The organism is Prosthecobacter algae (genome assembly GCF_039542385.1).
GTDB lineage: Bacteria > Verrucomicrobiota > Verrucomicrobiia > Verrucomicrobiales > Verrucomicrobiaceae > Prosthecobacter > Prosthecobacter algae.
The window spans coordinates 223,402-246,086 of the sequence record NZ_BAABIA010000007.1 but is presented as its reverse complement, the minus strand read 5'-3'; the positions used below and the strand labels follow the sequence as shown (position 1 = coordinate 246,086).

Sequence of the window (22,685 nt, the reverse complement as noted above, 5' to 3'; positions counted from 1 at the left end):
CAAGGTCGGCTACAAGAAGCCTTTTCTATCAAAAGCGGTTCAAATGAACATTTATTTAACCGAGCTTTATTATTGGGCTCGATGGCGGTCGTACGCTTCAATGATACGCTGAACGACAGGGAGGCGGACGATGTCCTTCGACAGGAAGCTGACGAATTTGACGCCTTCGACGCCCTGGAGTGCCTCGACAGATTCGCGGAGGCCAGAACGGACGTGGCGGCGGAGGTCCACCTGGGAGGGATCCCCGGTGATGACGCAGCGGGCACCTTCACCGAGGCGGGTGAGGAACATGAGCATCTGCTCGGTGGTGGTGTTCTGGGCCTCATCCAGGATGATGAAGGCATTTTTCAGGGTGCGGCCACGCATGTAGGCGAGCGGGGCGATTTCGATGGCTCCACGCTCGATCATGCGTTCGGCCTCATCGGGGTCGAGCATGTCGTAGAGGGCATCGTAGAGGGGCCGGAGGTAGGGGAAGATTTTCTCCTTGAGATCTCCGGGTAGGAAGCCGAGGGCCTCGCCAGCCTCGACGGCAGGGCGGGTGAGGACGAGTCGCTGGACGGCCTTTTCCCGGAGGAGATGTAGACCCTGGGCCATGGCGAGGTAGGTTTTACCTGTGCCGGCGGGGCCGATGCCGAAGACGACCTCATGGTCCCGCATGGCCTGGACGTAGGCGATCTGGCCGCGTGTCTTGACCAATACGGGAGGCTTCCGGGAGGACCCCTGAAGCTTGAGGTTCATGATGGCATCCGCCGGGGCGCTGCCGTGCTCGGTAAGGACACTTTCGGTGACGAGGCGCAGCATCGTGGGGGTGACCTCGCCGCCCTGGCGGCGGATGCGCTCGAGCTGGGCAAAGACTTCCTTGACCGCGAGGATGGCAGGTTCTTCGGCCTCGATGCGGACCCAGCCATCACGGCTGGTGATCTGCACGTGGAGGGCGTCGGCAATGATGCGCAGGCCGGAGAGGTCGTGACCGATCAGTTTTTGGAGAAACTGGGGCGACTCATAAGTGAGGGTTTCGACGGGCATGGAAACAGGTTGGGGAAGGGAGGTCGAAGCCCTGGCAGTCTGCGTTTTTAGAAACGCGCAGAGCTACTTGCCCAGTGCTTCGGGATTGAGGCCGCTCATCAGTGCGGCGCCGCCGAAGAGGAGCACGATCACGAGAGCGATGGCACCCATGATGGCATACATCACGATGACGGCGGGGATGGAGGCGAGCATGGTCTTCAGCATGATTACGATCAGCCTGCCGAAAGGGATATCAATGTCAGTAATGACCGTGCGGGTAGTGGTGCTGACATCGGCAGATGGACTCTCGTATGGATTGTTCATGATCGTGTGAGGCTGTGGATGCTACTGACAGGGAAGGATTAACGGTAACCGTAGGCAAGGGCCCAATAGACGCCTTTTTCCTTTTTCGAGGTGAGGGAAAACACGACGCTGTAGGTGCCGGTCTTGGGAGGATTGACCCGGACGGTGGCGAACATGCCCTGGCTTTTGAAATCGAGTTCGATCTCTTTGCCTTTTTCATCAAGGACCTTAAGCTCGAAGGTCACGTCTTCGCTGGCGGTGCCGAGCCAGAAGGCGTACTCGTTGCCTTTGAACATCTGGTGGCGGACCATGAGCTTTTGGCCGCTTTTGACTTCGCCGTTCCAGTAGTCTTCGCGGACGATGAAGCCCTGTTCGACGAAAGGGGTGGCGGCCTCCATGGCGAAGCTGTGGGCATCGTCAATGGTGGCGTGAGTCAGGGGGGCACCGATGAGAAGCAGCGCCGCCAGGAAGGCAGCGGCAGCACGGTGGAAGTGACGAGTAGGAAGGAAATGCATGGACGGATCCGGTAAGGGGTTAGCGCGGTGGCGCGAGGGGGCCGGTCTTTACTTGGCTGCCAGAATATCGGTCAGCAGGCTGTCGCAGGTCTTGCCGATTTCACGGACGCCATCCTTGGTGAATCCATCCACAGCACCTTCCATCTTGGCGAGGATGTCTTTCAGGCCTTTGGAAATGTCGGCAACGACGGCGTGATCTTTTTTGTCCTTGGACATCTTGGAGATGGAGGCAATGAAATGTTCGACCAGCATGGGCTGGTTGAGGAGTTCAGCACGGTCTGCGGAGAAGCTTTTGCCGATGACGGAGGTCACGGATGCGGTGCCGCGCAGCCAGCCGCCCATGCTGACGCATTGGGAGAGATCGGCGTCCTTCATTTGTTCCATGGAGTCGCGGACGGTTTTTTGGGTCTGGTCGAATTCCTTGCGGATGCTGGCCCAGTCGCTCTTGTCAGCCGCATCCAGAATGGCCTGGGCGTGGGGGCGGACGGACTTGATGAGGCCGAGGGAGGTGGCGAGATCAATGACTTCGCGACCGATGTCCTTGACGGCTTCTTTGTCCTCAGCCTGGACGGCGACGAAACCTTCCGCAACGACAAGGCCGAAGAGGAGGGAGAGTTTGGTGCGGTCCGGGGTTTTGGGGAGGTTGAGGCTGCGGATTTCCTGGCGCCAGTTGGGCTCGCCGAGTTTGTCGAGCACGGAGAAGACTTCGCTGGGGACTGGGACGACGACATCTTCGACGACCTGGCCTGGGAAGGCGCGGGGGTCAAACTCCTGCACGCCAGCGCTGGCGGCCTGGGCTGACATGGGGCCGGCGGTGACGAGGGCTGCCGCAGCGGTGATGACAAACAAGCAGGGAAGGGAGGGTCGGTTCATGAGCAATGAGACGGCGTGGTCTAGTAAGAAAATTCAACTGGAAGTAAGCCGCAAATGGGCTGAACCGCAACCGCTTTGAATGGTGGCTATTTCTGGGGAGCAGAAGGTGCCGGAGCTGGTGCTGGAGCAGGGGGCGGCGTGGTGGGAGGGCCCTGAATGTAGTGGTCGCGCAGGACTTTGGATTCGAGGAGTTGGATCTGGTCGAGCTTGAGCAGGGAGGAATACATGACGACCTCGGCAAGGTAGCCGGAGAACTGCTCTTCTGCAGGCGCATTGTCCTGGTTGGCTCCGACAACTTTACCGATTTGCAAACGGGTGAGGGGGGCGGTGGGCGGCTTGGTCTTGGCGGCGGCGCGGAAGGTTTTGCCGGGTGCGTCTTTGACGCGCATTTCGGTGACGCTGGTCGCGGTTTGCCAGGTGAGCACGACAGTGCAAGGGATAGTGGGGTCCACTCCATTGCAGGTGATGGAGCCCAGGGAACCGCCGTTGCGGAAGTCTGCGATGATTTTTTTGTATTTGTCCACGCGCAGGATGACGGAGCTGCCGTCCTCGCCAGACAAGCTGAGGACGCGGACAGGAAGACGGGATTCATCGACCTGGAAGACGAGGGCGAGGGTCATGCCGGATTCACCGCGCGGGGGTGTCTGGCCAAAGGGAAACTTGCTTTTTTCTCCGGCGGGATCGGTGAGGGCGATGGCGACGGGGCGTCCTTCGCGAGGCCGGAAATCGAGCACGCTGCGGCTGGGCTTGGCACCGATGATGCCGGAGGTCGGGGTGGGCCAGAAGCTGCGCTTTGGGGCGTAGTCGGCATTTTTGTTGTAGGCTCGCGCCAGGTTGTCATTGCCCAGGGGGGAAATGTCATGCCAGTCGAGGATCACGCCATCAGGCGGGGCGATCTTTCCGTCTTTACCGATGCAGCCGACGCCTGCGACGAGGTGCAGGCAGATATCGCTATCCATCGGAGGGAAAAGTCTGTCTTGGGGGAGCTCGTATTTGACCTTGTCCGGGCCGGTGGAGAGGATGCTTGTAGCGGCGGATCCACCGCTCGCGGTGTCCTTTTTGCTGCCAAAGAAAAACCAGCCTGCGCCGAGCACGAGGGCGATGCCAGTGCCGATGATGGCAAAGATCTTGGCCTTGGAGCCGCTGCTGGCGGGCTCAGGTGCTGGGGCATGGAGCCGTGTGGAAGGGGAGCGGCCAGTCGGCATGGTGCGCCTGCCGACTGGGGGGCGACCGGTGGTGGGGCTGGGGCGTGAGATGGGCGTGGTGTAGGCGGCCATCTCCAGGATGGGCTCCGCATCGGGCACGACCTCCAGCACGGGTTGAGCGTAAGCTTCCTCCTGCGGGGGCTGGTAGTAGCCGGGCTGAATGGGGATGGTGCTGGTGGTGGCGCTGCCGGGATACATCGGCTGCGTGTAGGTCCCGGGCGGCGGGCCGTAGCCTGGAGGCATCCAGGGCATCATCGGCGGTGCGGCGGACATTTTTTCCCAAGCCCGGAATTCTTCGATGGCCTGTTGCGCACCGGTGGGGCGGTCCTCAGGATTGAGGGCCATGAGGCGCAGAACCCAGGCGCCGAGCCAGGGCGGCACGTGCGGTGCCACCAAGTTGAGCGGGATGATGTCGTGATTGATGTGCTTATCAATAACGATGTTGAGGGTCTCGCCATCGAAGGCTTTGCGGCCGGAGAGGGCCTCGTAAAAGACGCAGCCTAGGGAGTAGAGATCGGTGCGGACATCCACCGGGGCGCGGGTGAGCTGCTCGGGCGCCATGTAGAAGATGGAGCCCATGACGGTGCCCTCCTGGTCTTCGGTCTGTTTGCGGGCACGCATGCCGGCGCGGGCTAGGCCGAAATCAATGATCTTGGACTGCATTCGTCCGCCGGGCAGGCGCTCAACCTTGATGTTTTCCGGCTTGATGTCGCGATGGAGGATGTGGCGCTGATGGGCGGCCAGCAGGGCTTCGAGGGTCTGGGAGGCCAGCTCCTTGAAGTCATCGTAATGCAGTGGACCGCGAGCGACGACATCGGCAAGGTCTTCTCCTTCGAGAAGTTCCATGACCATGAAGAGGCCTTCGGCGTCGCTGGCGACATCGAAGATGGTGACGATGTTGGGGTTGCGCAGCGAGGCGAGGGCATCGGCCTCGCGGCGGAGCTCGGCAGCGAGACCTTGGTCCCCGCTGGCATCGTTGGCGGAGATGAGTCGCTTGATGGCGACCCAGCGCTTTAACTCATTGTCATAAGCGCGGTACACAGCCCCCACGCCACCGGCGCCGAGTTTGTCATAGATCTTGTATCGTTCCGCCATCCAGGGTTTTTTGGGGGTATGCTGAGCTGGCGGTAAGGAGAATCCAAAGGCAGAGGGTTTGGCAAGAGCGATGTTTGCTAAATTACGCTTTGGAGACGGATTTTGAGCGTATTCAGGACATTCTTGGTCAGGGATTCAGCTCGTGCTTGACGAGCGCAGCAGGTCTCCGACCATCCGTGCACATGTTTTTCCTCACTCCCCGCTACCTGAAGCATGCAAAGTTGCTGCACAAAGGCGTCACTCGATTCATTGATTACAAGCGTGATTTGCTGCCACCGGCGAAGCTGGAAGAGATCTGCGGACTGCGCCGGAGCCTGGAGCAGGCGATGAAGGCGCGGGACAAGACGCGCCTGGGGGAACTGAACGAGGAGATCAACAAGGTCTGTGAGAAGGCGCTGCCAGAGGCGGCCTCAAGCGAGATCGGTGACAATGTGGAGGTGTTCTTTGTGGCCATCGTCATCGCCCTGGGCATCCGTGGATACATTGCGCAGCCCTTCCAGATCCCCACGGGGTCCATGCAACCGACGCTGAACGGCATCACGGCGCAGGCGACGGCGGAGGATCCGCGAACGGGGATCGCGGGCTACCTGAAGACATTCCTGACCAGCAGCCGCCAGATTCACGTGGTTTCTGACCACAGCGGTGTTCTACGCCGGGATGATCCGGTGACGGAGCACAAGCACTGGCTGATTTTTATGCCCTACTGCAGGCTTCATTTTGAAGACGGGCATAAGATTGACATCATGGCCCCATACTCCCAGCTGACCAATGAGCTGCAACTGGCTAGGCATCTGCGCTCGCAGCCGGTGCTGACCGGGAATGACACGCCAGACATGAAATACCGGGTGGTGATCCCAGGGGGCATCAGGGTGGAGAAAGGGCAGTTGCTGGCCAGCGGCGTGGTGAACAATGGTGACCATGTGCTGGTAGACAAGTTCTCCTATCACTTCCGCTCGCCGAAGCGCGGAGAGGTGTTTGTGTTCACGACGAAGCACATCGGGGGCATTGAAAATCAGCAAAGTTTTGATCCGCGCTGGGGCTCGCAGCATTACATCAAGCGTCTCGCGGGTGTGCCAGGAGACAAACTGGAAGTGAAGTCGCCCAAACTTCTGATCAATGGAACCGAAGCGCAGGAGCCCGGTTTTAAACGGGTGATGCAAGGCACTTTTGAAGCCCCCGTGGATGGTTATCGGGGGTATTCGGACCCGAACGCCATTGGTGGTGGCATCGCCAAAATCGAACTGGGTGAAGAACAGTACTTTGCGATGGGCGACAACAGCTACAGCAGCAGTGACTCGCGCTACTGGGGTCCCGTCCCTGAGCGGAATCTGGTGGGTTCCGGCTTTTTTTGCTACTGGCCGCTGACGAAGCACTGGGGGCTGATCAAGTAGCGGCTGAAACCTCGTTTACAATCCGCCGAGCCGGATAGCGAAGAGACTTTTTTGCCTGATGAAAGCAGGTGAAAATGAGGCTCGACGTGCCGGGGCTGTGTTGGCTATTTTGGTGCCATGAAATGGCTTTGGCGGCGAATCCGAACTGGGGTGGTGGTCGGTGTGATGCTGGCGACGGTGTGGGGGCAGGCAAAGGAGGCTGGCCTGGAAACACGTGTCTTTGCTGTAGGGAAGGATTTTTTGAGCATTGCAAGCGCAGCAGATTCGCCAGCGGCGGCTGACCCGATCGGCTACCGTCCGCCGATTCCGCGCTCGCCCCTGGAGCGCTGGGAAACCTTCCGTCAGAGCGGTGATTTTAGATCGGCCAAAGAGAGGCTGACCGCCTTTGGGATTAAGTTTCCTGCTGGGACTTCCGCCTTATTTCATCCTGCGGCGGGCACGCTGACGGTGAAGAATACGACGGCGAATCTGGACCTCGTGGAGGCATGGTTGGCAGGAACGGAACAAAGGCAACCGCAGACGGTGACCATCACCGCCCATCTCGTGCAGGCCCCGGGGCCCTTGCTCAGGTTGCTGGCCGCAAACGAAGCTCAGAAGATGGATCAGACGCAGGCCTTGAAAGACCTGATGAAGGAGGCGGAGCGGGAGACGGGGGCGGTGAAGATTTTGCACACGGCTTTTCTGGAGATGCCTCGTGGCAGCCGGAGTACTTTCAGCACGGTAACGGAACATGAGCATGCGACTGATCTGGTCCTGGATGCCAAGGGCCGGGCCGAAGTGGAGACCGAGACACAGCCCCTGGGCTTTCACATGGATCTGGATACCTTCATCCAAGAGGATGGTAAAACCCTGGACATGAGAGTGCTGGTGCAGCACACCCTGCTGAAACAGCCTGCGAGGCAGGAGACCTTGACGGAGCCAGTCTCTGGCGGGCCATTGGAGATGTCGCTGGCTGAGTTTGAGACGGCGAAGATCTCAACCGAGGTGAAGATGAAGAGCGGTCACACTCGCTTGCTGGGCCTGTGGCCCGTCAAAGGTGATCCCGCCTTGAAGGACGCGGATGTCAGCCAGGGCGTGTTTTTGACGGCTCATGTTTTGTCTCATGGGCCCGAGGCTCCCTTGGCATCTTCAGCGACATTGGAGTCTCCAGACCAGTTGATCGAACGGACCTTCGACCTGCCCCGGGAGTTTTTCTTCGTCAATCCAGGGGCCGATCAGGAGGACCTTCGCGAGCTGCTGGGATTGAACGGCTTGAAGGTGCCTGCAACGAGTCAGGTGGGCCTGGATGAGCAAAAGCGTCTGCGGGTCAAAACGACTGCCGAGATGATGCCCGTGGTCGAGGGGTGGGTAGGGCACTACGCGGAAATGTTTCCCAAGACCTTAAAATACACGGTCGAAGTGATCCGCGCGCCAGCGGCGCTGGTGCGCGAGCAGATCCTGAAGGTGGCCCATCAAAGCAACCACCGGGCCATGCGCGATGTGCTGCGTGAGGCTGTGGGACGGAAGGATGCGGAACAAGTGGCCGTGGCCTTTGCGGAGACGCGTCCCAATGAAAGCGCCATCGTGGAATCCGTGATGGACAAACATTGGGTGAGTGAGCTGAGCTGGCAAAACGGCCAGCAACCCGTGATGGAGACTGAGCGCCGCCCGTCAGGGTTTCTGCTAACCCTGGATTCTTACATGTCCGGAGGTGACTCACAGGTGAGTGTCAACATGAGTGTGGAGCGTCACCATGCGCTGCCGAGCCCGAGGCGAGAAAAGCTGTCGGATCCAGCTTCCCGACGCTCCTTCATCATGCCGCTGAATGAGTTTCATCTGGGACGAATCGAGACGGAAGCCATTTTAAGCCATGGGGAGACGCGGCTGATCGGTGTGTGGAGGCCCGTGGGGAAGGGAGGGGAGGTGGGTGAGGATGTTTTGGAGGCGGTGTTCATCCAGTGTGACATCAGCCGCCACACGAGGCATTTCGAGGTCGAGACGGGAGGTGCTATGGCGGAAGTGAGCCCCGTTCCTGCCAAGGAGGAGGACAAAATGGTGACGAAGATATTCAAAGTGACGCCCGATTTTATCCTTCACGAGGTGGGATCTCCCCGGATGTTTCCTGACCCATTCGGCAAGGAACTGTCGGCCAAGGATCTCTTCAAAGCGCAGGGCATTCCTTTCCCGGAAGGAGCCGAAGTGTCTTACACGGGGCCCGCTGCCAGACTCATGACAGTGAAAAATACGGCGGCCAATCTGGCCTTGATGGAGGCTTATTTAAAGAGGCTCAATGGCCGTGACCCCTCAGACGTTAGTTTTATCCTCCACCTGCTGGAAATCCCGGCGGCCAAGGCGAACGAGGTTTTTCTGAAGGCAGGACAGGAAGCCGATCATCGTGCGATTTTGGACAAGCTTTTGGTTGGGGGCGGGACAGACGTCAAATCTCTGGCCACACTGAATCTCAGCGTGCGCGGCAACCATGAGCACACGGTGGAAAACGTGAAGGAACTGAAGGTGTTCGAGTCATTCCGGGTGAATGACGAAGGTGCGGCGGAGGTGGAGCGGCAGACGATGGCTGTGGGAACGAGCCTGACGGTGGCGGTGGACAATGAGGAGGACGAGAGGCTGCTGAAGGTGGACTATGAGATCCGGCATCACCCCGCTGAACCTGTGCGGTATGCGCTGAATCTGGCGGCGGAGGGGAGTGCTGCTGTGGAGGTTCCTCTTACCGATTTGTTAGTGGAAAAGGCAACGGGTCATCTCATAATGATGTCCGGCAGCGCCCACATCCTGGCTTTGTGGAAGCCGATGGGGAGACCGGAGTTCGATGCCGGGGAGCTGTATCACATCGCGATCCTGGAAGCGCATGTGATGCAGGATGAGAAGGCGAAATGAAGGGGCCTACTCCTCCAGTTTCACATCGCCTTTGGTTGGGTCCACTAGCTGTGTTTTGACGAGATCATAGGCGGTGCCGCGCATGTAGGCGTGCATGTAGAGGCGCTGTTTGCGGCGCTCCAGGTTTTCGCGGACGATGGTGACTTGTTTAAAGTCCACGCGGTCCTGGAAATCGGAAAACCAGTAGATGCCATCGGCGGTGCGGAGCTTGTCATGCAGAAGGGCCAGCCAAGTGTAACCGAGCCCGGTGTTGTGAATGAAATAGGTCTGCGGGCGTTTGGAGAGGACGCGGTAGATGGCCTCGCTTTGAATATCCTTTTTGGGGTCAATGCGGAACTTTCGAGTTTCCTCGAGGGTGGCACCGCCGAGACGCCAGAATTTTTCAAACTCGACACTGGAGGTGGAGTAAACTTCATCGCCCTCCAGGCCCTGGGGTGGGGGCGGCTCGAGGCCACAGCCGAAGTAGAGGATGACGATGCTGCCACGGGCTACTTTGTCCACCTCCTCAATCACGCGGGGCAGGTGAGGGGCCATGGAGGTGGAGACATCGAGGACGAGCGCGAGACGCTTGGCCTTGATCTGCATGCCAAACATGGAGAAGGGCTGGAAGGTCATGCCGCTCTGGCCGCCGAGGCCGACGCTTTTGCCAAAGCCGCCGCCTGCGCCAGCCAGGCCCATGCCGGCCGTCAGCTTATTGCTGGCAAAGAGGTCTTTGGACTGGGGAAGTTCCAGGAGGTCGGGAGCTTCATCCGGGAGGACGATGTCGGAGATGGAATTGGCCGCGGCGATCTTCCGCAGGGGCATGGATTTTTTCAGCCAGGGGTTTTTCTTCTGCTGGATCTTGTGCTCCAGGGCCTGGGAGGCTTCGGCCCCCTGCTGGGTGCCGCCGCCAGGGAGGAAGTCCACCTGCTTTTCAGTGACCTGGGTGACGACGATCAAGGCCCCGCCTAGAAGGAGGAGGGCGTGAACGGCCACGCTGAGACTGAGGGCCTTGCCACCCCATCGTTCCCAGTATTGGCGGATGAGGCCGGGCTGAACAGGGACTGTGGTGGTGGGAGCGTTTTCCGATGAAGGAGGCGTTTCTTTGCCGCCAGCGGCATCCGTGGTTTTCTCGACGGACGGCTCCTGGGGGGCTTTGTCGGCTTTTGACTCGGGTGTAGGGGCAGGTTCTGGGTCCGCTTTTTTGTGCTTGGATTTGGGGGCTGCCGCCGGGCGTTTTTCCTGGGCGAGCGGAGCCGGTTTTTTCGGGGGCTGCGGAGGTGGTTCCGGGGCTGCGGGAGGTGGTTCCGGGGCTGCGGGAGGTGCCGCATCTGCAGTGGGCGTGGCAGGGCGTTTGCCAATGACGGTGCGACTTCTGGCAGCGGGGGCAGGGGCGACTTCGGGAGGTTGCTCCTCAGCAGTGGGTGGAGGGCTGGCTTCCGGTACGGGGGCACGGCGACCAACGACCGTGCGGCGAGGAGTCGGGGGCTGGGCGGGCTCCTGTGGGGGCAACTCCTGAGAGTGGGAAGGGAAGGCGCTTTCGGGCCAGCCAAAGGTAGAGGGAGCTGGGCTGGAACTTTGAAGCAGTTCCTGCCACTCGTCCGTGAAGGGCGCGGCTGGTTCTTCTACTGGCGGGGCCTCGACATGAGCGGTGGTGGAACGCGGACCGATGCGGGTCTGCTGGCGACGTGCCGAGGGCTGCTGAGCGAGGCTATGGGGTGTGTTTCCATCCGCTGTGGGCAATTGGCTGAAATCGTCGGATGGATCGTGAGGAGGCATGGGCGCTTTAAATGAGAAAATCAGCCGTTCAAGAAATGCCGGATCGCGTCCTGGCCCGCAAGCTTTTCGTGATCATGTCTGTCCTTCTGTCTTTCGAACGGATGAGGGCGTACTTTCTTGTCCGGTTTTGGCGGCTGGTGTGAGATAATGGGGAAGCATGAACACACAGGAGACCCGGGCCGCCCAGATCTTTCTCACCCATCACGATTTTGTGAAGGGGGTGGCGCTGAAGTATGCCCCCTGGCCGGGGCTGATGGAGGACATTGCCCAGCAGGTGTTTTTGGAGTTCATGGCCAAGGAGCAGAGATGGGATCTGGAGAATGATCTGCGCCCGCTGCTGGCCACGATGACGCGGCATGTGGCGATGCGGCTGTGGCGTGACCGCACGCGCCAGCGGCCTGAAGTGGTGCAAAAGCTCGCCGATCACATCCGCCTGCTGGCGGAGGAGAGCGAGCTGCCGCCGCGCTATGAGGAGGAGGTGGGGCTGCTGCGGGGCTGCCTGCAAAAGCTGCCAGAAAAGAGCCGCGACCTCATCCAGATGTATTATTACAGCGATGTGTCCACAGCGCAGATCGCCGAGCAACTGGAGATGAAGGCGGACACGGTCTGCCGAGCGCTTTCCCGAGTGAGGGAGAAACTGAGGGAGTGCATCCAGCGCCAGATCCAGCAGGGAGGTGCCGCCCATGTCTGAGCCAACTTATGATCCTGAGGTGCTGATGCAGCGCTATCTGGAGGACAGCCTGACGGAGGCGGAGGCTGCCGCATTGCTGGATCTTTTGCAAAAGCCAGAGGCGGGCAAGCTTTCGGAAAGCCTGCTGGCGCACCTGTCGACGGATGCGATGCTGCGTGAGATGAAGGCCAGCGACGTCGTGTCGACCCTCATTCCTGCGCCTGCAAAGCCAAGGAGCGGAGTGCGTTTCAGCTACACCACGCTGACCTCGGTAGCGGCGCTGGCGGCTTGCCTCACCCTGGCAGCGACTTGGTTGTTAGCTCCCCCGGCCAACCTGGAGGATGACGAGGACATGACGGCGGCGGTGGCCGTGCTGGCCCGTGGGGTGAACCTGGAATGGGAAGGCACCCCTCATGCACCGGGAAGCCCACTGACGCCTGGCTGGCTGCGGCTGAAGTCAGGGCTTGCGGAGATCGAATTTTACCAGGGGGCACGCGTCACTCTGGAAGGTCCGGCCGCTTTCCGTCTGGTGTCTCCCAGCGAAGCTTTTTGTTCGGCCGGAAAGCTGAGTGCGCATGTGCCTCCCCAGGCCAAAGGCTTCCGCATTGATACGCCGAAAGGCACGATTGTGGACTTGGGCACGGACTTTGGCCTGGACCTGAATACGACGGCGGCAGAGCTGCATGTCTTCAAAGGCGAGGTGGAGCTGCATGCCTCTGGCGAAGCCATGAAACCGCTGCGTGAAGGCCAGGGAATGACGCTGGGAGAAGGCACACGTGACATCCTGGCAAACCAGGCGGCCTTTGCCTCGCTGGGATCGGTGGATGAGCGCACCGCTGAATCACAAAGGCTGGCGTTTGAGACGTGGTTGTCCCGCAGCGCGATGTGGAATGAGGACTCTGCCCTGCTGATGCGGCTGGATTTTCAAGATCGCAGTGATACGCGCAGCCTGCGGAATCTGGCGAGCCGTGCGCCCCAGGTGCCAGCGGGAAGCATCGTGGGCTGTGCCTGGACGGAGGGACGGTGGCCGGGCAAACGGGCGCTGGAATTTCGCAATGTGAGCGACCGGGTGAGGCTGAGCGTGCCGGGTGACCATGACGCGCTGACGCTGAGCGCCTGGGTGCGGGTGCATGGGCTGGACCGGGCCTACAATTCCCTGTTTATGGTGGAAGGGTATGTGAATGGTGGAATCCACTGGCAAATCACCCGTGAGGGCAAGCTGCGCCTGGGCATTGCTGGGCGTGACGAGAAGCCATCGAGGGACCATGATACGCCCTCCATGTTCACTCCGGAACGGTTCGGGCAATGGATGCATCTGGCCACGGTGATTGATCCGGTGGCGAAGGAGGTGCGCCATTATGTGAACGGGGATCTGGCTGCGCGTGTGGCGAGGGCGAGTGTTTTCCCGGTGAGCCTGGGGGTGGCGGATTTGGGCAATTGGAATTTTGGCGGGAAAAACGACCGGATACCGATCCGTAACTTCAGCGGCACGATGGATGAGTTCATGCTGTTTTCGAGGGTGCTAACGGAGGCGGAGATCGGCAAACTGGCCCGCTGAATTCCAGACTTGCGGTTAGGTAGTGATTTTGCCAGCATCGCCGGATGAAATCATTCATCCTTGCGGGGCTACTGCTGTGCGGTTGGGGGTATGCGGCTACGGTGAAGGACCGTGAGGGGGCGGTGAGGGCGGACCGAGCGGTGATGGAGAATGACAAACGCTGGGCCTACAATGACATTGAGAGCGGCTTTCGGCAGGCGAAACTGACGGGGAAACCGCTGCTGGTGGTGCTGCGCTGCGTGCCCTGCCTTTCCTGCATGGGGCTGGACAGTGCGGTGCTGATGCAGGGGGATGAACTGGCCCCGCTGCTGGACCAGTTTGTGTGCGTGCGGGTGATCAATGCGAATGCGCTGGACCTAACCAAGTTTCAGTTCGATTTTGACCTGTCCTTCTCCACACTTTTTTTCAATGGAGACGGCACGGTGTATGGCCGTTACGGCTCCTGGACGCACCAGAAAAACTCGGCAGATACGACGATCTCTGGCTACAAGCGGTCGCTGGAAGCGGCCCTGAAGATTCATGCGGGCTATCCTGGCAACAAGGCGCAACTGGCAGGCAAGCAGGGGGAGCCGCTGCCCTTTGTGAATCCTTTGGACATGCCCAATCTTGCCGGGCGGTACCAGGCTCATCTGGATTGGGACGGGAAGGTGATGCAGAGCTGCATCCACTGCCACATGCTGGGGGATTCGCTGCGGGCTTCGTATCGTGAAAAGAAGGAGCCGATCCCGACGGAGTGGGTCTATCCCATGCCCTCCCCGGAGACGCTGGGGCTGACGCTGGCGGCTGACCCTGTGGGGGATGTGACGGCGGTGGCGACGGGATCAATGGCTGATGCGGCGGGAGTGAAAACGGGTGATACGCTGGCCAGTGTGGCTGGCCAGCCGCTGGTCTCCCTGGCGGATGTAAGCTGGGTGCTGCACCGCACCGACGATGTGGAAGCGACGGCGCTGGAGATGGTGGTGAACCGGGGCGGCCAGGAAATGCCGGTGAAAGTGGCGCTGCCTGCCGGGTGGAAGCATGGCGCGGACAATTCGGGCCGGGCAGGTGCCTGGCCCATGCGGGGCATGGCGACGGGCGGGATGGTGCTGGTGGATCTGACCGATGAGGAGCGGCTGGCACGCGGCCTGGGCAAGGACGGGATGGCGCTCTTTGTGAAAGGGCTGGGCATGTATGGGAAACATGCCCTGGCGAAGAAAACGGGATTTATGAAGGAGGATGTCATCGTCGAGTGCGACGGGCTGAAGGACCGCATGACGGAAAGCCGCCTGCTGGGGCATCTTTTGCAGAAACGTTTGTTAGGCGACGAGGTGGAGATTTCCCTCCTGCGCGGGAAGGAGCGCAAGACCCTGAAGCTGCCGATGCAGTGATGACTCGCTTTGAGAGCCGGTCTGATTCGCGGGTCAGACCGCAATGGTGGCCTTGATGGCCGGGTGGGGATCGTACCCTTCCAGGGTGAAGTCTTCGTAGCGGAAGGCGAAGAGGTCTTTGACCTCCGGGTTCAGCTTCATGACTGGCAGCGGGCGTGGCTCGCGGGAGAGCTGTTCCTTGGCCTGGTCGAGGTGATTTTTGTAGAGGTGGAGATCTCCAAAGGTGTGGACGAATTCACCCGGCTGCAGGTCGCAGACCTGGGCGACCATCATCGTCAGCAGGGCATAGCTGGCGATGTTGAAAGGCACGCCGAGGAAGAGGTCGGCACTGCGCTGATAGAGTTGGCAGCTCAGCTTGCCTTCAGCGACAAAAAACTGGAACAGGCAATGGCAGGGCGGCAGGGCCATCTGATCCACTACGGCGACATTCCAAGCGCTGACGATATGACGGCGGCTGTAGGGATTTTTGCGGATGCCTTCGATGAGCTGGGTGATCTGATCCACGGGGGCGGCCTCCGGGGCACCTTGCCAGCGACGCCACTGCGCGCCATAGACAGGCCCGAGGTCGCCGTTTTCATCCGCCCATTCGTCCCAAATGGAGACCTTGTTTTCCTGGAGGTAGCGGATGTTGGTATCACCGGCGAGAAACCAGAGCAGCTCGTGGATGATGCTGCGCAGGTGCAGCTTTTTTGTGGTGACCACGGGGAAACCTGCGCTGAGATCGTAGCGGCTTTGCTCGCCAAACACAGAATATGCGCCGGTGCCAGTGCGGTCTTCACGGTAGCTGCCGTGGGTGAGCACCTTTTGGAGCAGGCGGTGGTATTCTTGCATGCGGGAGGGGTGCTGAGTGCCGGAGAAAGGTCAAGGAGGGGCTCTCCTTGACCTTGGAAGCCATGAACGGACGCGCGCTTAGGCGTATGGAACTGGGGTGCCGGTGGAGTTGGCCAGGACCTTGAAATTTTTGATGATCTCGCTGGTCAGCTTGCCGGGCTTGCCGTCGCCGATGGGGCGGCGGTCATACTGGACAGCCGGGATGACCTCTGCGGCAGTGCCGGTGAGGAAGCACTCATCAGCGGTGTAGATTTCGTGACGGGTCATGGTCACTTCCTGCACCTGGAGACCCATCTGGGTCATGACCTCGATCACGGCCTGGCGGGTGATGCCGTTGAGGGCACCGCTGGCGATGGTGGGGGTGTAGATGAGGCCGTTTTTGATGACGAAAACGTTGTCGCCAGTGCACTCGGCCACGTAGCCCTGCTCATTGAGCATGATGCCTTCTTCACAACCGGCCTGGATGCATTCGATCTTGGCCATGATGTTGTTGAGGTAGTTCAGGCTCTTCACCTGGGGGCTGAGCGCGGCCGGTGTGGGGCGGCGGGTGGCGCAGGTGATGAGGTTCAGGCCGGTCTCATACTTTTCCTTGGCATACAGGGTGATGCCGCTGGCGATGATGATGACGCCTGCCTTCGGGCACTGGTAGGGGTTCAGGCCGAGGGGGCCTGCACCACGGGTGATGACGAGGCGGATGTAGCCGTCGCGAAGGTTGTTGGCGGCGACGGTTTCCACCGTGGCCTTTTCCATTTCTTCGATGGAGATCGGGATGGTGAGGCAGATGGAGCGGGCGCTTTCATAGAGACGCACAAGGTGCTCGGTGAGGCGGAAGACGCGGCCGTTGTAAATGCGGATGCCCTCAAAGCAGCCATCGCCATAGAGCAGACCGTGGTCGAAGACCGAGACCTTGGCCTCGGATTCGGGAACGAGTTTGCCGTCGAGATGGATGAGCAGATTGGATGAGGCCATGATGGGTGGTGGGAGGGCGTGGAGAATGCCAGTCACTCGACCGTTTGCAAGCGTCTGCTTGCAGCATGCGAAAAGCGGCTGGTTTTCAGAGGACTGGGCCTGGGCGGCTAGCGGCTGAGATCGCCCTGGCAGAGGACTTTGAATCCGGCTCCGCCAAGGACCTCGGCACCCATGTCCACATCATCACAATGGAGGGCGAAGAGGGGAAAGAGGCCTGGACGGACGAGCAGGGGGTAGCAGAATTCAATGTTCAGCTCGGCGGCGAGAAGCACCGAGAGGCACTCGGTGAGGCGGCGGTCGGATTCGCTGAGTTCGACGACGATGATGAAGCAGTCGGTGTGCGGGATGCCTTTTTCAATGAACAGCATGGCTGCGCCTTCAGGATCGCTGAGGATGAGGCGGACCAGGGTCATTTCCGTCGTGTCCTGCATGGAAAGGCCGAGGACTTCGATGGAGTGTTCCTGGAGCAGCTTAACGAGGGCCATGAGCGAGCCGACGCGGTTCGGGAGGAAGACCGAGAGCTGGCGGATGGGGCTGCTTTTGGCGGTGGCAGCGGGCGTTTCTTGCAGGGAGTTCGACTGCATAATGTGGTGGAGTGAGGGTGGGACTAGCCTGCTGGGCCGATGGTGGAGCGGGACTCGTCAAAAAGCGTGACCCGCAGAGGAATGGTGAAAAGGACATTGCCCGCGAGTTCCAGCACCCAGCGGTACACGCCTTGCCTTTCGATACGCAGTCGCTGGAGGTTCAGGACGATGTTTCGGGTGACAAAGGGCACGAAATTCGACGGAAAGCTGACATCCACGGCGGGGTCGAAGGGGGGGAGGCACTCCTGCCCGGCGGGGTCGATGCAGCGGATGATGAAGGCGTGGTGGCCGGAGTCCAGGGGCTCGAACATGAGCCGGATGACCAGCGAGCAGTGAGGGTGGACCACGGGAAACTCACGGGCGCACAGGGTATCGAAGGCGCCCAGGATGCAGAGTTTGCCTGAGTAGTCGGACGCGGAGTCGCAAAGGGTGGCGAGTTGAACCGTCATATCTGTCGGTGGAAGGGAACTAGGAGCCGCGTTTGAAGAGCTTGCGGAAGAAACCGCCGAGCGTTTTTTGCTCCGGCGGGGGAGGTGGAGGGGCGGCCTCGGCTGGGCGGCTTTCCTGGGCAGGGATGCCGTCCATTTCGCCTTCATCCACGGCGAGGGCCTGGGGGACATCCTTGAGGGCGGCGACGAGCGGATCATCGGTGGGGGCACCTTCGAAGTATTTGGTGAAGACTTCGTTGACGATGGGGGCGGCGATGGCCCCGCCGCCGACTTTTTCGCCAGGGCGGCCTTCATAGACGACGGCAAAGGCGAGGACGGGCTGACTGGCTGGGAGGAACCCGGTGAACCAAGCGAGGTTTTGATCCTTGGCGGGCACCCACTGGGCGGTGCCGGTCTTGCCCGCAATCTGGGCTTTTTTGATGGCGGCATTGCGCCCGGTACCACCGCTGCCGGAGACCACGGCGACCATGCCTTTGACGACGGTATCCCGATGGCCGGGATCAAGATTCACCTGGCGGCGCACGCGAGGCTCTGTGGCATCCACAACGAGTTCGCCAATGGTCTGGACCTGCTTGACGAGGCGTGGCTGGGGCATATTGACTCCATCGCCGATGGCGGCCATGGCCTGGCAAACCTGAAGCGGGGAGACAAGGACGGCACCCTGGCCGATGGCGATGTTGGCCAGTTCACCCCCGAGAATGCGGTGATCGGCATTGGTGGGCACGTTGCCTGCGGCTTCGCCTTTGAGAGGGATGCCGGTACGTTCACCAAAACCGAGCCGGAGAGCCATGTTGGTGATGGGATCTGCACCTGTATCAAGGGCGGCCTGATAGAACCAAGTGTTGCAGGAACGCTTAATGGCCGAGATGACATTCATCGGGCCTTCATCGCTTTTGGTGTTCCAGTTGTTGAAGTAGCGGTCGCCCACCAGGAAGGAAGTACTGCAGTTGTAGGCGGTATTGGCGCTGACTTTGCCACTCTCCAGCGCACCGAGTGCGGTGACAATTTTGAAGGTTGAAGCAGGTGGGTAGGCACCGCGGAAGCAGCGGTCGGTGAGGGGTTTGCGAGGATCGCTGGTAAATTCTTCCCAGCGGGCGGAGCGGACGCCGGGGACGAACTCATTGAGATTGAAGCCCGGGTTGGAGGCCATGGCCAGGATGTCGCCGTTGCGGATGTCCATGATGACCATGGCACCGCCGTTGCGCGCGCCTTTTTTGAGGGCGTTTTCTGCGTACTTTTGCAGGTTGAAATCCAGGGTGGTCACCACGGTGCGGCCGGGAGCCGGGCGGCGCAGGACTTCATCGGCCAGGAGCTTGCCATCGGGATCGAAAAGGAGGTTGATCTCGCCGGGGATGCCTTTGAGCCAGGAATCAAAGGTCACTTCCAGGCCTTCGCGACCTTCCATTTCTTCAAAGAGCTGGTCGCCATCGGCAATCGGGCCGAGGGGCAGGGGGCGGGTCTTGCCGGTATAACCGATGATGTGACAGGCGCTGTCATCCTTCGGGTAGCTGCGGATGTAGGCAGGCTGAAGGAGAAGGCCATCCTCCAGCAGGGGGGCGAGGAGCTTTTGCTGCTCGTCCGTGATTTCGACGTTCAGGGTGTCCTCGATGGAGAAGACCAGGGGCAGCCAGCGGCGGTGCTCGTAATGGCTGAGCAGACGGTCATCGGGCAGGGACCAGTTTTTTCCCAACAGGCGGTTGGCGGCATTGATCTTACCTTTGGCAAAGCTCAGGATTTTTTCCGGAGTGGCCTTGTCCATGAAGGGGAAGTTCAGGGCGAGGTAGTTGACCACGCGGTTGCTGGCAAAGGCGACGCCGTTGCGATCCACGATCTGGCCTCGGGGAGCGGGGATGCTTAGGCGCATGGTGCGCGCCTCTTTCTGGGTCAGCAGGGTGGCGGAGAGATCGCCCTTTTTCTTTTCCTCGCCTTCATTGCCCACGGAGACGTTTTGCACGGGCACGGCCTTGGGGGCATCCTGGGCCCGTGCGACTGGGAGGGTGGAAAGAAGGCAACAGCCAAGAGCCAGGGATTGCCAGGGGCGATGAAACACAGTCTGCATGAGGGAAGGGCATTCGTCCGGCGGGCTGGGACGTCCCGCAAGATGCGGGGTGAGCGCTTCCCCGTCAAGGCACACGTCAGGTTCCCGTCTGGGCCTGCATGAGATTGCGCACGTATTTGCCCAGGAGGTCAAATTCCACATTCAGGCGCATGCCGGCGGTTTTGCTGCGCAGATTGGTCATCTGGAAAGTGTGGGGGATGATCCAGCAGACGACGCTGGTTGGAGTGACTTCGGCGGCCGTGAGGGAGATGCCGTCGAGGCAGATGGAGCCTTTGGGGATGACAAGCCCCGCGTGCTCGGCTGGCAGTTCCACTTCCAGGCGGTAGTCCTGGCCGTGGGGGCTCCAGTCCAGAATGGTGACGGTGGCATCCACGTGGCCCTGGACAAAATGACCGCCGAAACGGGCATTCATGCTCATGGCGCGCTCCAGATTGACGAGGCTGCCGATGGCGAGATCTCCCAGGCTGGTGACCTTGAGGGTTTGCATCAGGAGGTCAAAGCTTGCGGTCCGGGCAGTGATGTCCCAGTCAGTCACCGTCAGGCAGCAGCCATTGACGGCCACGCTTTCACCTTCGGTCAGGCCTGCGGCGAGGGAGCCGACATTCAGGGTGAGGCGGGCGCTTTCGCCGCGTGCTTCCAAGGAAAGGACGGTGCCGGTGCATTCGATGAGGCCAGTGAACATGGGGATTTTGCTACACGGAGGTGGCGGGGATGTCGAATGCCGATTGCAGGGCGGCGGAAAAGCGGGGTCAGTTTTCGCGCGGGCGATTATTTTTGCCTTGTCGCCGGGACGGGGCAAACCCACACTCGTCTTTAGTACGTAAAACCACCCATGAACGCTGCCGCCCACCGCCCCCTGACCACGTTTTTGCTTGGCCTGACTCTGCCTCTGATGGCGACTGCTGAAATGCGCGCCTGGAAAAACAAGGCTGGAGTTTCCATCGAAGCCGAGATGGTGGCCGTGGATGTGACTGCCCGCACGATCACCATCAAGCGTGCCGATGCACAGACCTTTACGATCCCGATCGACAGCCTGAGCGATGAGGACAAGGCCTTTGCGGCGGAGCAATGGAAGAAAATGCAGGCCATGCCAGCAGCAACCCCGCCTGCGATTCCTGGCGCACCTGCTGCCCCGGCCCCTACGGCTCCCGCTCCCAAGACGGCCAGCGCGCGTCCGGCTCCTCCACGGCCAGCCCTCACCATCACCCCGGCGAGCAAGTTCAAGGTGCCAAACAGTGCCGACTATGTGCGCACCGTGCTGAAAACGCGGCCACGGCTCATCCACGCAGCCCCAGGCTGGGCCTATGTCAAAGGGCTGCCTGCGACGGACCCCGTGGCTGCCAAGATGGTGGAAAACTTGAAGGCCGGAGGAGAGAAACTGCTGGAAGCCCCAGAACTAACCCGCATTTTCGGGGAGCAGCGGGGGACGGTGACTCCGGGCTCCAAGGCGATGTTTCGCATGGCGACGCTGGGCGTGCTGAACTTTGTGGATGGAGATCCTCGCTGGAAAGAGCGTGGTGTGCGTGAACTCATCGCCATCACGGATCCGGCCACCTTTCAAAACTGGTATGTGGATGAACCGCCAGTGACGGCAGACTTTCTGATCGCAGCCTCTCTAGGTTATGACTACTTCCGCGATGGCCTGAATGAGAAGCAGGCGACGGATGCACGCACCTACATGATTGAAAAAGGTATCGGCGCGCTGGCTGCTTTCCTCAAAGGTGAGCCGGTGCCAGAGTCCGCCCGTGGCAAAACGGCTGGATCTGATGCCGCACCGAAACCTAAAGCGGCACCCAAGGGCGCTGGCAAAGGCGAATCTGAAGAAGAGCCCGACTCTGAGCACATGGCAGCGGCCTCGGCCTTGATCCTGGCTGCGTTTTGCCTCAATGATGAAGATCCCAGCGCGGCCAAACAGGCGATGGATGCGGCGGGCAAGGTGTTTGGCAAAGGAATGCTGCGTTTTGCCCCTGCGGGGATCTGGCCGGAAGGGATGGAATCCGGGGAACATGTGCTGGACTATGCGATCCTGGTGCTGCAGACGCTGAAGGCGAATGCCGGCAGTGATTTAGGTTTCAGCTTGCTGGAAGGCATCCCGCAGGCGGGACTGGCCCGGGTGCATCTGGTGGGGCCGACGAACCAGCTTTTCAACTATGGGGATGCGCAGGGCGCGGCACTGACCCGACCTTGGGTTTCCACCTGGCTGGCTGGTGCTCACGGTAACATGGGCACCAAGGCGCTGACGGCCGGAGCTGCTCCTGGAGCCGACACCGCATTTCTTAATCTGGCTGGCCATCTGATGTATTACAACCCCCACGCGGCGGGCGATGGAACGCCGGACAGCATGGACTATTCCTTCCAGGGCGGCTCTGTGGCAGCCATGCGCAGCGGCTGGGACAAGGATGCCTTTTATGTGGCGGTGAAGGGGGGCGACAACAGCATCCCGACGGCGCAACTGGACCTGGGCAGCTTTGTGCTGGAAGCCGGCGGCAAGCGCTGGGGCATTGAACTGGGCGGTGAAAGTGACCGGGCTCCGGGCTTCAAGCCTGCGGCGGACCGCACCAAACGCTATGAACTGTATGTGGAGAACACTCTGGGCCAGAACACGATTTCCCTGGGTGGAAATCAGGAACTGGATGCGAAGGCCTCGGTGATTGTCAGCCACAGCACGCCTGCCCTGGGGATCACGGCGGTGGACCTTTCCAAAGGTTATTCAAAGTCGGCTAAGGACGTTTTCCGTGGAGCGATGATGGTGCGTGGTGCCAAGCCTTATGTGGTGCTTCAGGACGATCTTCAGGTGAAGAACACGACGCCAGTCACCTGGTCCATGCACACCCGTGCGGAAGTGGTTGTGGAAGGTGCCAAAGCCACGCTGACGGACAAGGAAAAGACGCTGTATGCGGTGATCCTGTCGCCTGCGGGTGCCACCTTCACGGCAGAAGAGGCGCCGGAACCGAAGAGTGAGCAGATGAAGAAGCTGACGGGCATCAAGGTGCTGAAGGTGAACCTGGGGGCTGTCAAGGGCTTGCAGACCCTCAGCATTGCCTTTGGCCTGGGTGAAGCACCTGCCGCCATCCCGGTGAAGCCGATTTCTGAGTGGGTTCCGAAGCGTTAAGGTCAGCAGATCATCAAACAAAAAGCGCCAGAGGAGACTCTGGCGCTTTTTGTTTGGGACTGTGAGG

Annotated in this window: 18 protein-coding genes; 6 read left to right on the top strand and 12 right to left on the bottom strand. The window is 60.5% G+C overall.

The annotated features are described in order from the left end of the window. Positions 1-69 precede the first annotated feature (69 nt). The 5 genes from ABEB25_RS17490 to ABEB25_RS17470 all read right to left on the bottom strand — a co-directional run bounded on the left by ABEB25_RS17490 (position 70) and on the right by ABEB25_RS17470 (position 4,996). The gene (locus tag ABEB25_RS17490; protein WP_345737721.1) at positions 70-1,026 is read right to left on the bottom strand and encodes a PhoH family protein; all 957 of its coding nucleotides are present in this window, start codon (positions 1,024-1,026) and stop codon (positions 70-72) included. A 63-nt stretch (positions 1,027-1,089) separates the two neighbouring features. Continuing rightward, complete coding sequence (locus tag ABEB25_RS17485) at positions 1,090-1,329, bottom strand: hypothetical protein (protein WP_345737720.1); 240 nt, start codon at positions 1,327-1,329, stop codon at positions 1,090-1,092. A gap of 38 nt (positions 1,330-1,367) precedes the next feature. After that, on the bottom strand, positions 1,368-1,823 hold the full coding sequence (locus ABEB25_RS17480; RefSeq protein WP_345737719.1) for a hypothetical protein: 456 nt from the start codon (positions 1,821-1,823) through the stop codon (positions 1,368-1,370). A gap of 48 nt (positions 1,824-1,871) precedes the next feature. After that, positions 1,872-2,696, bottom strand: coding sequence for a hypothetical protein (locus tag ABEB25_RS17475; RefSeq protein ID WP_345737718.1), 825 nt, complete (start codon positions 2,694-2,696; stop codon positions 1,872-1,874). Between the two features lie 86 nt (positions 2,697-2,782). Next, entirely contained in the window at positions 2,783-4,996 is a 2,214-nt protein-coding gene (locus tag ABEB25_RS17470; protein ID WP_345737717.1) for a serine/threonine-protein kinase, read from the bottom strand. A 182-nt stretch (positions 4,997-5,178) separates the two neighbouring features. On the opposite strand from ABEB25_RS17470, the gene lepB reads away from it, so the two are divergent. Both lepB and ABEB25_RS17460 read left to right on the top strand, forming a co-directional pair. Continuing rightward, positions 5,179-6,387, top strand: a complete 1,209-nt coding sequence (lepB, locus tag ABEB25_RS17465) for a signal peptidase I (RefSeq protein WP_345737716.1) — start codon at positions 5,179-5,181, stop codon at positions 6,385-6,387. Between the two features lie 117 nt (positions 6,388-6,504). Then, entirely contained in the window at positions 6,505-9,261 is a 2,757-nt protein-coding gene (locus tag ABEB25_RS17460) for a hypothetical protein (RefSeq protein WP_345737715.1), read from the top strand. 6 nt (positions 9,262-9,267) lie between these two features. On the opposite strand, the gene ABEB25_RS17455 is transcribed toward ABEB25_RS17460, so the two are convergent. Then, entirely contained in the window at positions 9,268-11,019 is a 1,752-nt protein-coding gene (locus ABEB25_RS17455) for a hypothetical protein (RefSeq protein ID WP_345737714.1), read from the bottom strand. A gap of 157 nt (positions 11,020-11,176) precedes the next feature. On the opposite strand from ABEB25_RS17455, the gene ABEB25_RS17450 reads away from it, so the two are divergent. The 3 genes from ABEB25_RS17450 to ABEB25_RS17440 are packed head-to-tail and all read left to right on the top strand — an operon-like array spanning position 11,177 to position 14,614. After that, complete coding sequence (locus ABEB25_RS17450; RefSeq protein ID WP_345737713.1) at positions 11,177-11,710, top strand: RNA polymerase sigma factor; 534 nt, start codon at positions 11,177-11,179, stop codon at positions 11,708-11,710. Beyond that, a complete protein-coding gene (locus ABEB25_RS17445) occupies positions 11,703-13,247 on the top strand; it encodes a LamG-like jellyroll fold domain-containing protein (protein ID WP_345737712.1) in 1,545 nt (514 codons plus the stop codon). Before ABEB25_RS17450 ends, ABEB25_RS17445 begins: the two co-directional genes overlap by 8 nt. A 44-nt stretch (positions 13,248-13,291) precedes the next feature. Beyond that, a complete protein-coding gene (locus tag ABEB25_RS17440; RefSeq protein WP_345737711.1) occupies positions 13,292-14,614 on the top strand; it encodes a Trx7/PDZ domain-containing (seleno)protein in 1,323 nt (440 codons plus the stop codon). A 33-nt stretch (positions 14,615-14,647) separates the two neighbouring features. Here ABEB25_RS17440 and ABEB25_RS17435 read toward each other — a convergent pair whose 3' ends face one another. From ABEB25_RS17435 to ABEB25_RS17410, 6 genes are all read right to left on the bottom strand, one after another. Continuing rightward, the gene (locus ABEB25_RS17435; RefSeq protein ID WP_345737710.1) at positions 14,648-15,445 is read right to left on the bottom strand and encodes a thymidylate synthase; all 798 of its coding nucleotides are present in this window, start codon (positions 15,443-15,445) and stop codon (positions 14,648-14,650) included. A 78-nt stretch (positions 15,446-15,523) separates the two neighbouring features. After that, entirely contained in the window at positions 15,524-16,414 is an 891-nt protein-coding gene (ilvE, locus tag ABEB25_RS17430; protein WP_345737709.1) for a branched-chain-amino-acid transaminase, read from the bottom strand. 107 nt (positions 16,415-16,521) lie between these two features. Beyond that, positions 16,522-16,998 carry an acetolactate synthase gene (locus ABEB25_RS17425; protein WP_345737708.1) on the bottom strand — a complete coding sequence of 159 codons (477 nt, stop codon included), beginning with the start codon at positions 16,996-16,998 and terminating at the stop codon, positions 16,522-16,524. A 23-nt stretch (positions 16,999-17,021) separates the two neighbouring features. Then, positions 17,022-17,447 carry a DUF6941 family protein gene (locus tag ABEB25_RS17420; RefSeq protein ID WP_345737707.1) on the bottom strand — a complete coding sequence of 142 codons (426 nt, stop codon included), beginning with the start codon at positions 17,445-17,447 and terminating at the stop codon, positions 17,022-17,024. A 19-nt stretch (positions 17,448-17,466) separates the two neighbouring features. Beyond that, entirely contained in the window at positions 17,467-19,506 is a 2,040-nt protein-coding gene (locus ABEB25_RS17415) for a penicillin-binding transpeptidase domain-containing protein (RefSeq protein ID WP_345737706.1), read from the bottom strand. Between the two features lie 76 nt (positions 19,507-19,582). Beyond that, the gene (locus ABEB25_RS17410) at positions 19,583-20,188 is read right to left on the bottom strand and encodes a riboflavin synthase (RefSeq protein ID WP_345737705.1); all 606 of its coding nucleotides are present in this window, start codon (positions 20,186-20,188) and stop codon (positions 19,583-19,585) included. 150 nt (positions 20,189-20,338) lie between these two features. Here ABEB25_RS17410 and ABEB25_RS17405 point away from each other — a divergent pair, with 150 nt between their 5' ends. Then, complete coding sequence (locus ABEB25_RS17405) at positions 20,339-22,618, top strand: hypothetical protein (RefSeq protein WP_345737704.1); 2,280 nt, start codon at positions 20,339-20,341, stop codon at positions 22,616-22,618. The last annotated feature ends 67 nt before the right edge of the window (positions 22,619-22,685 follow it).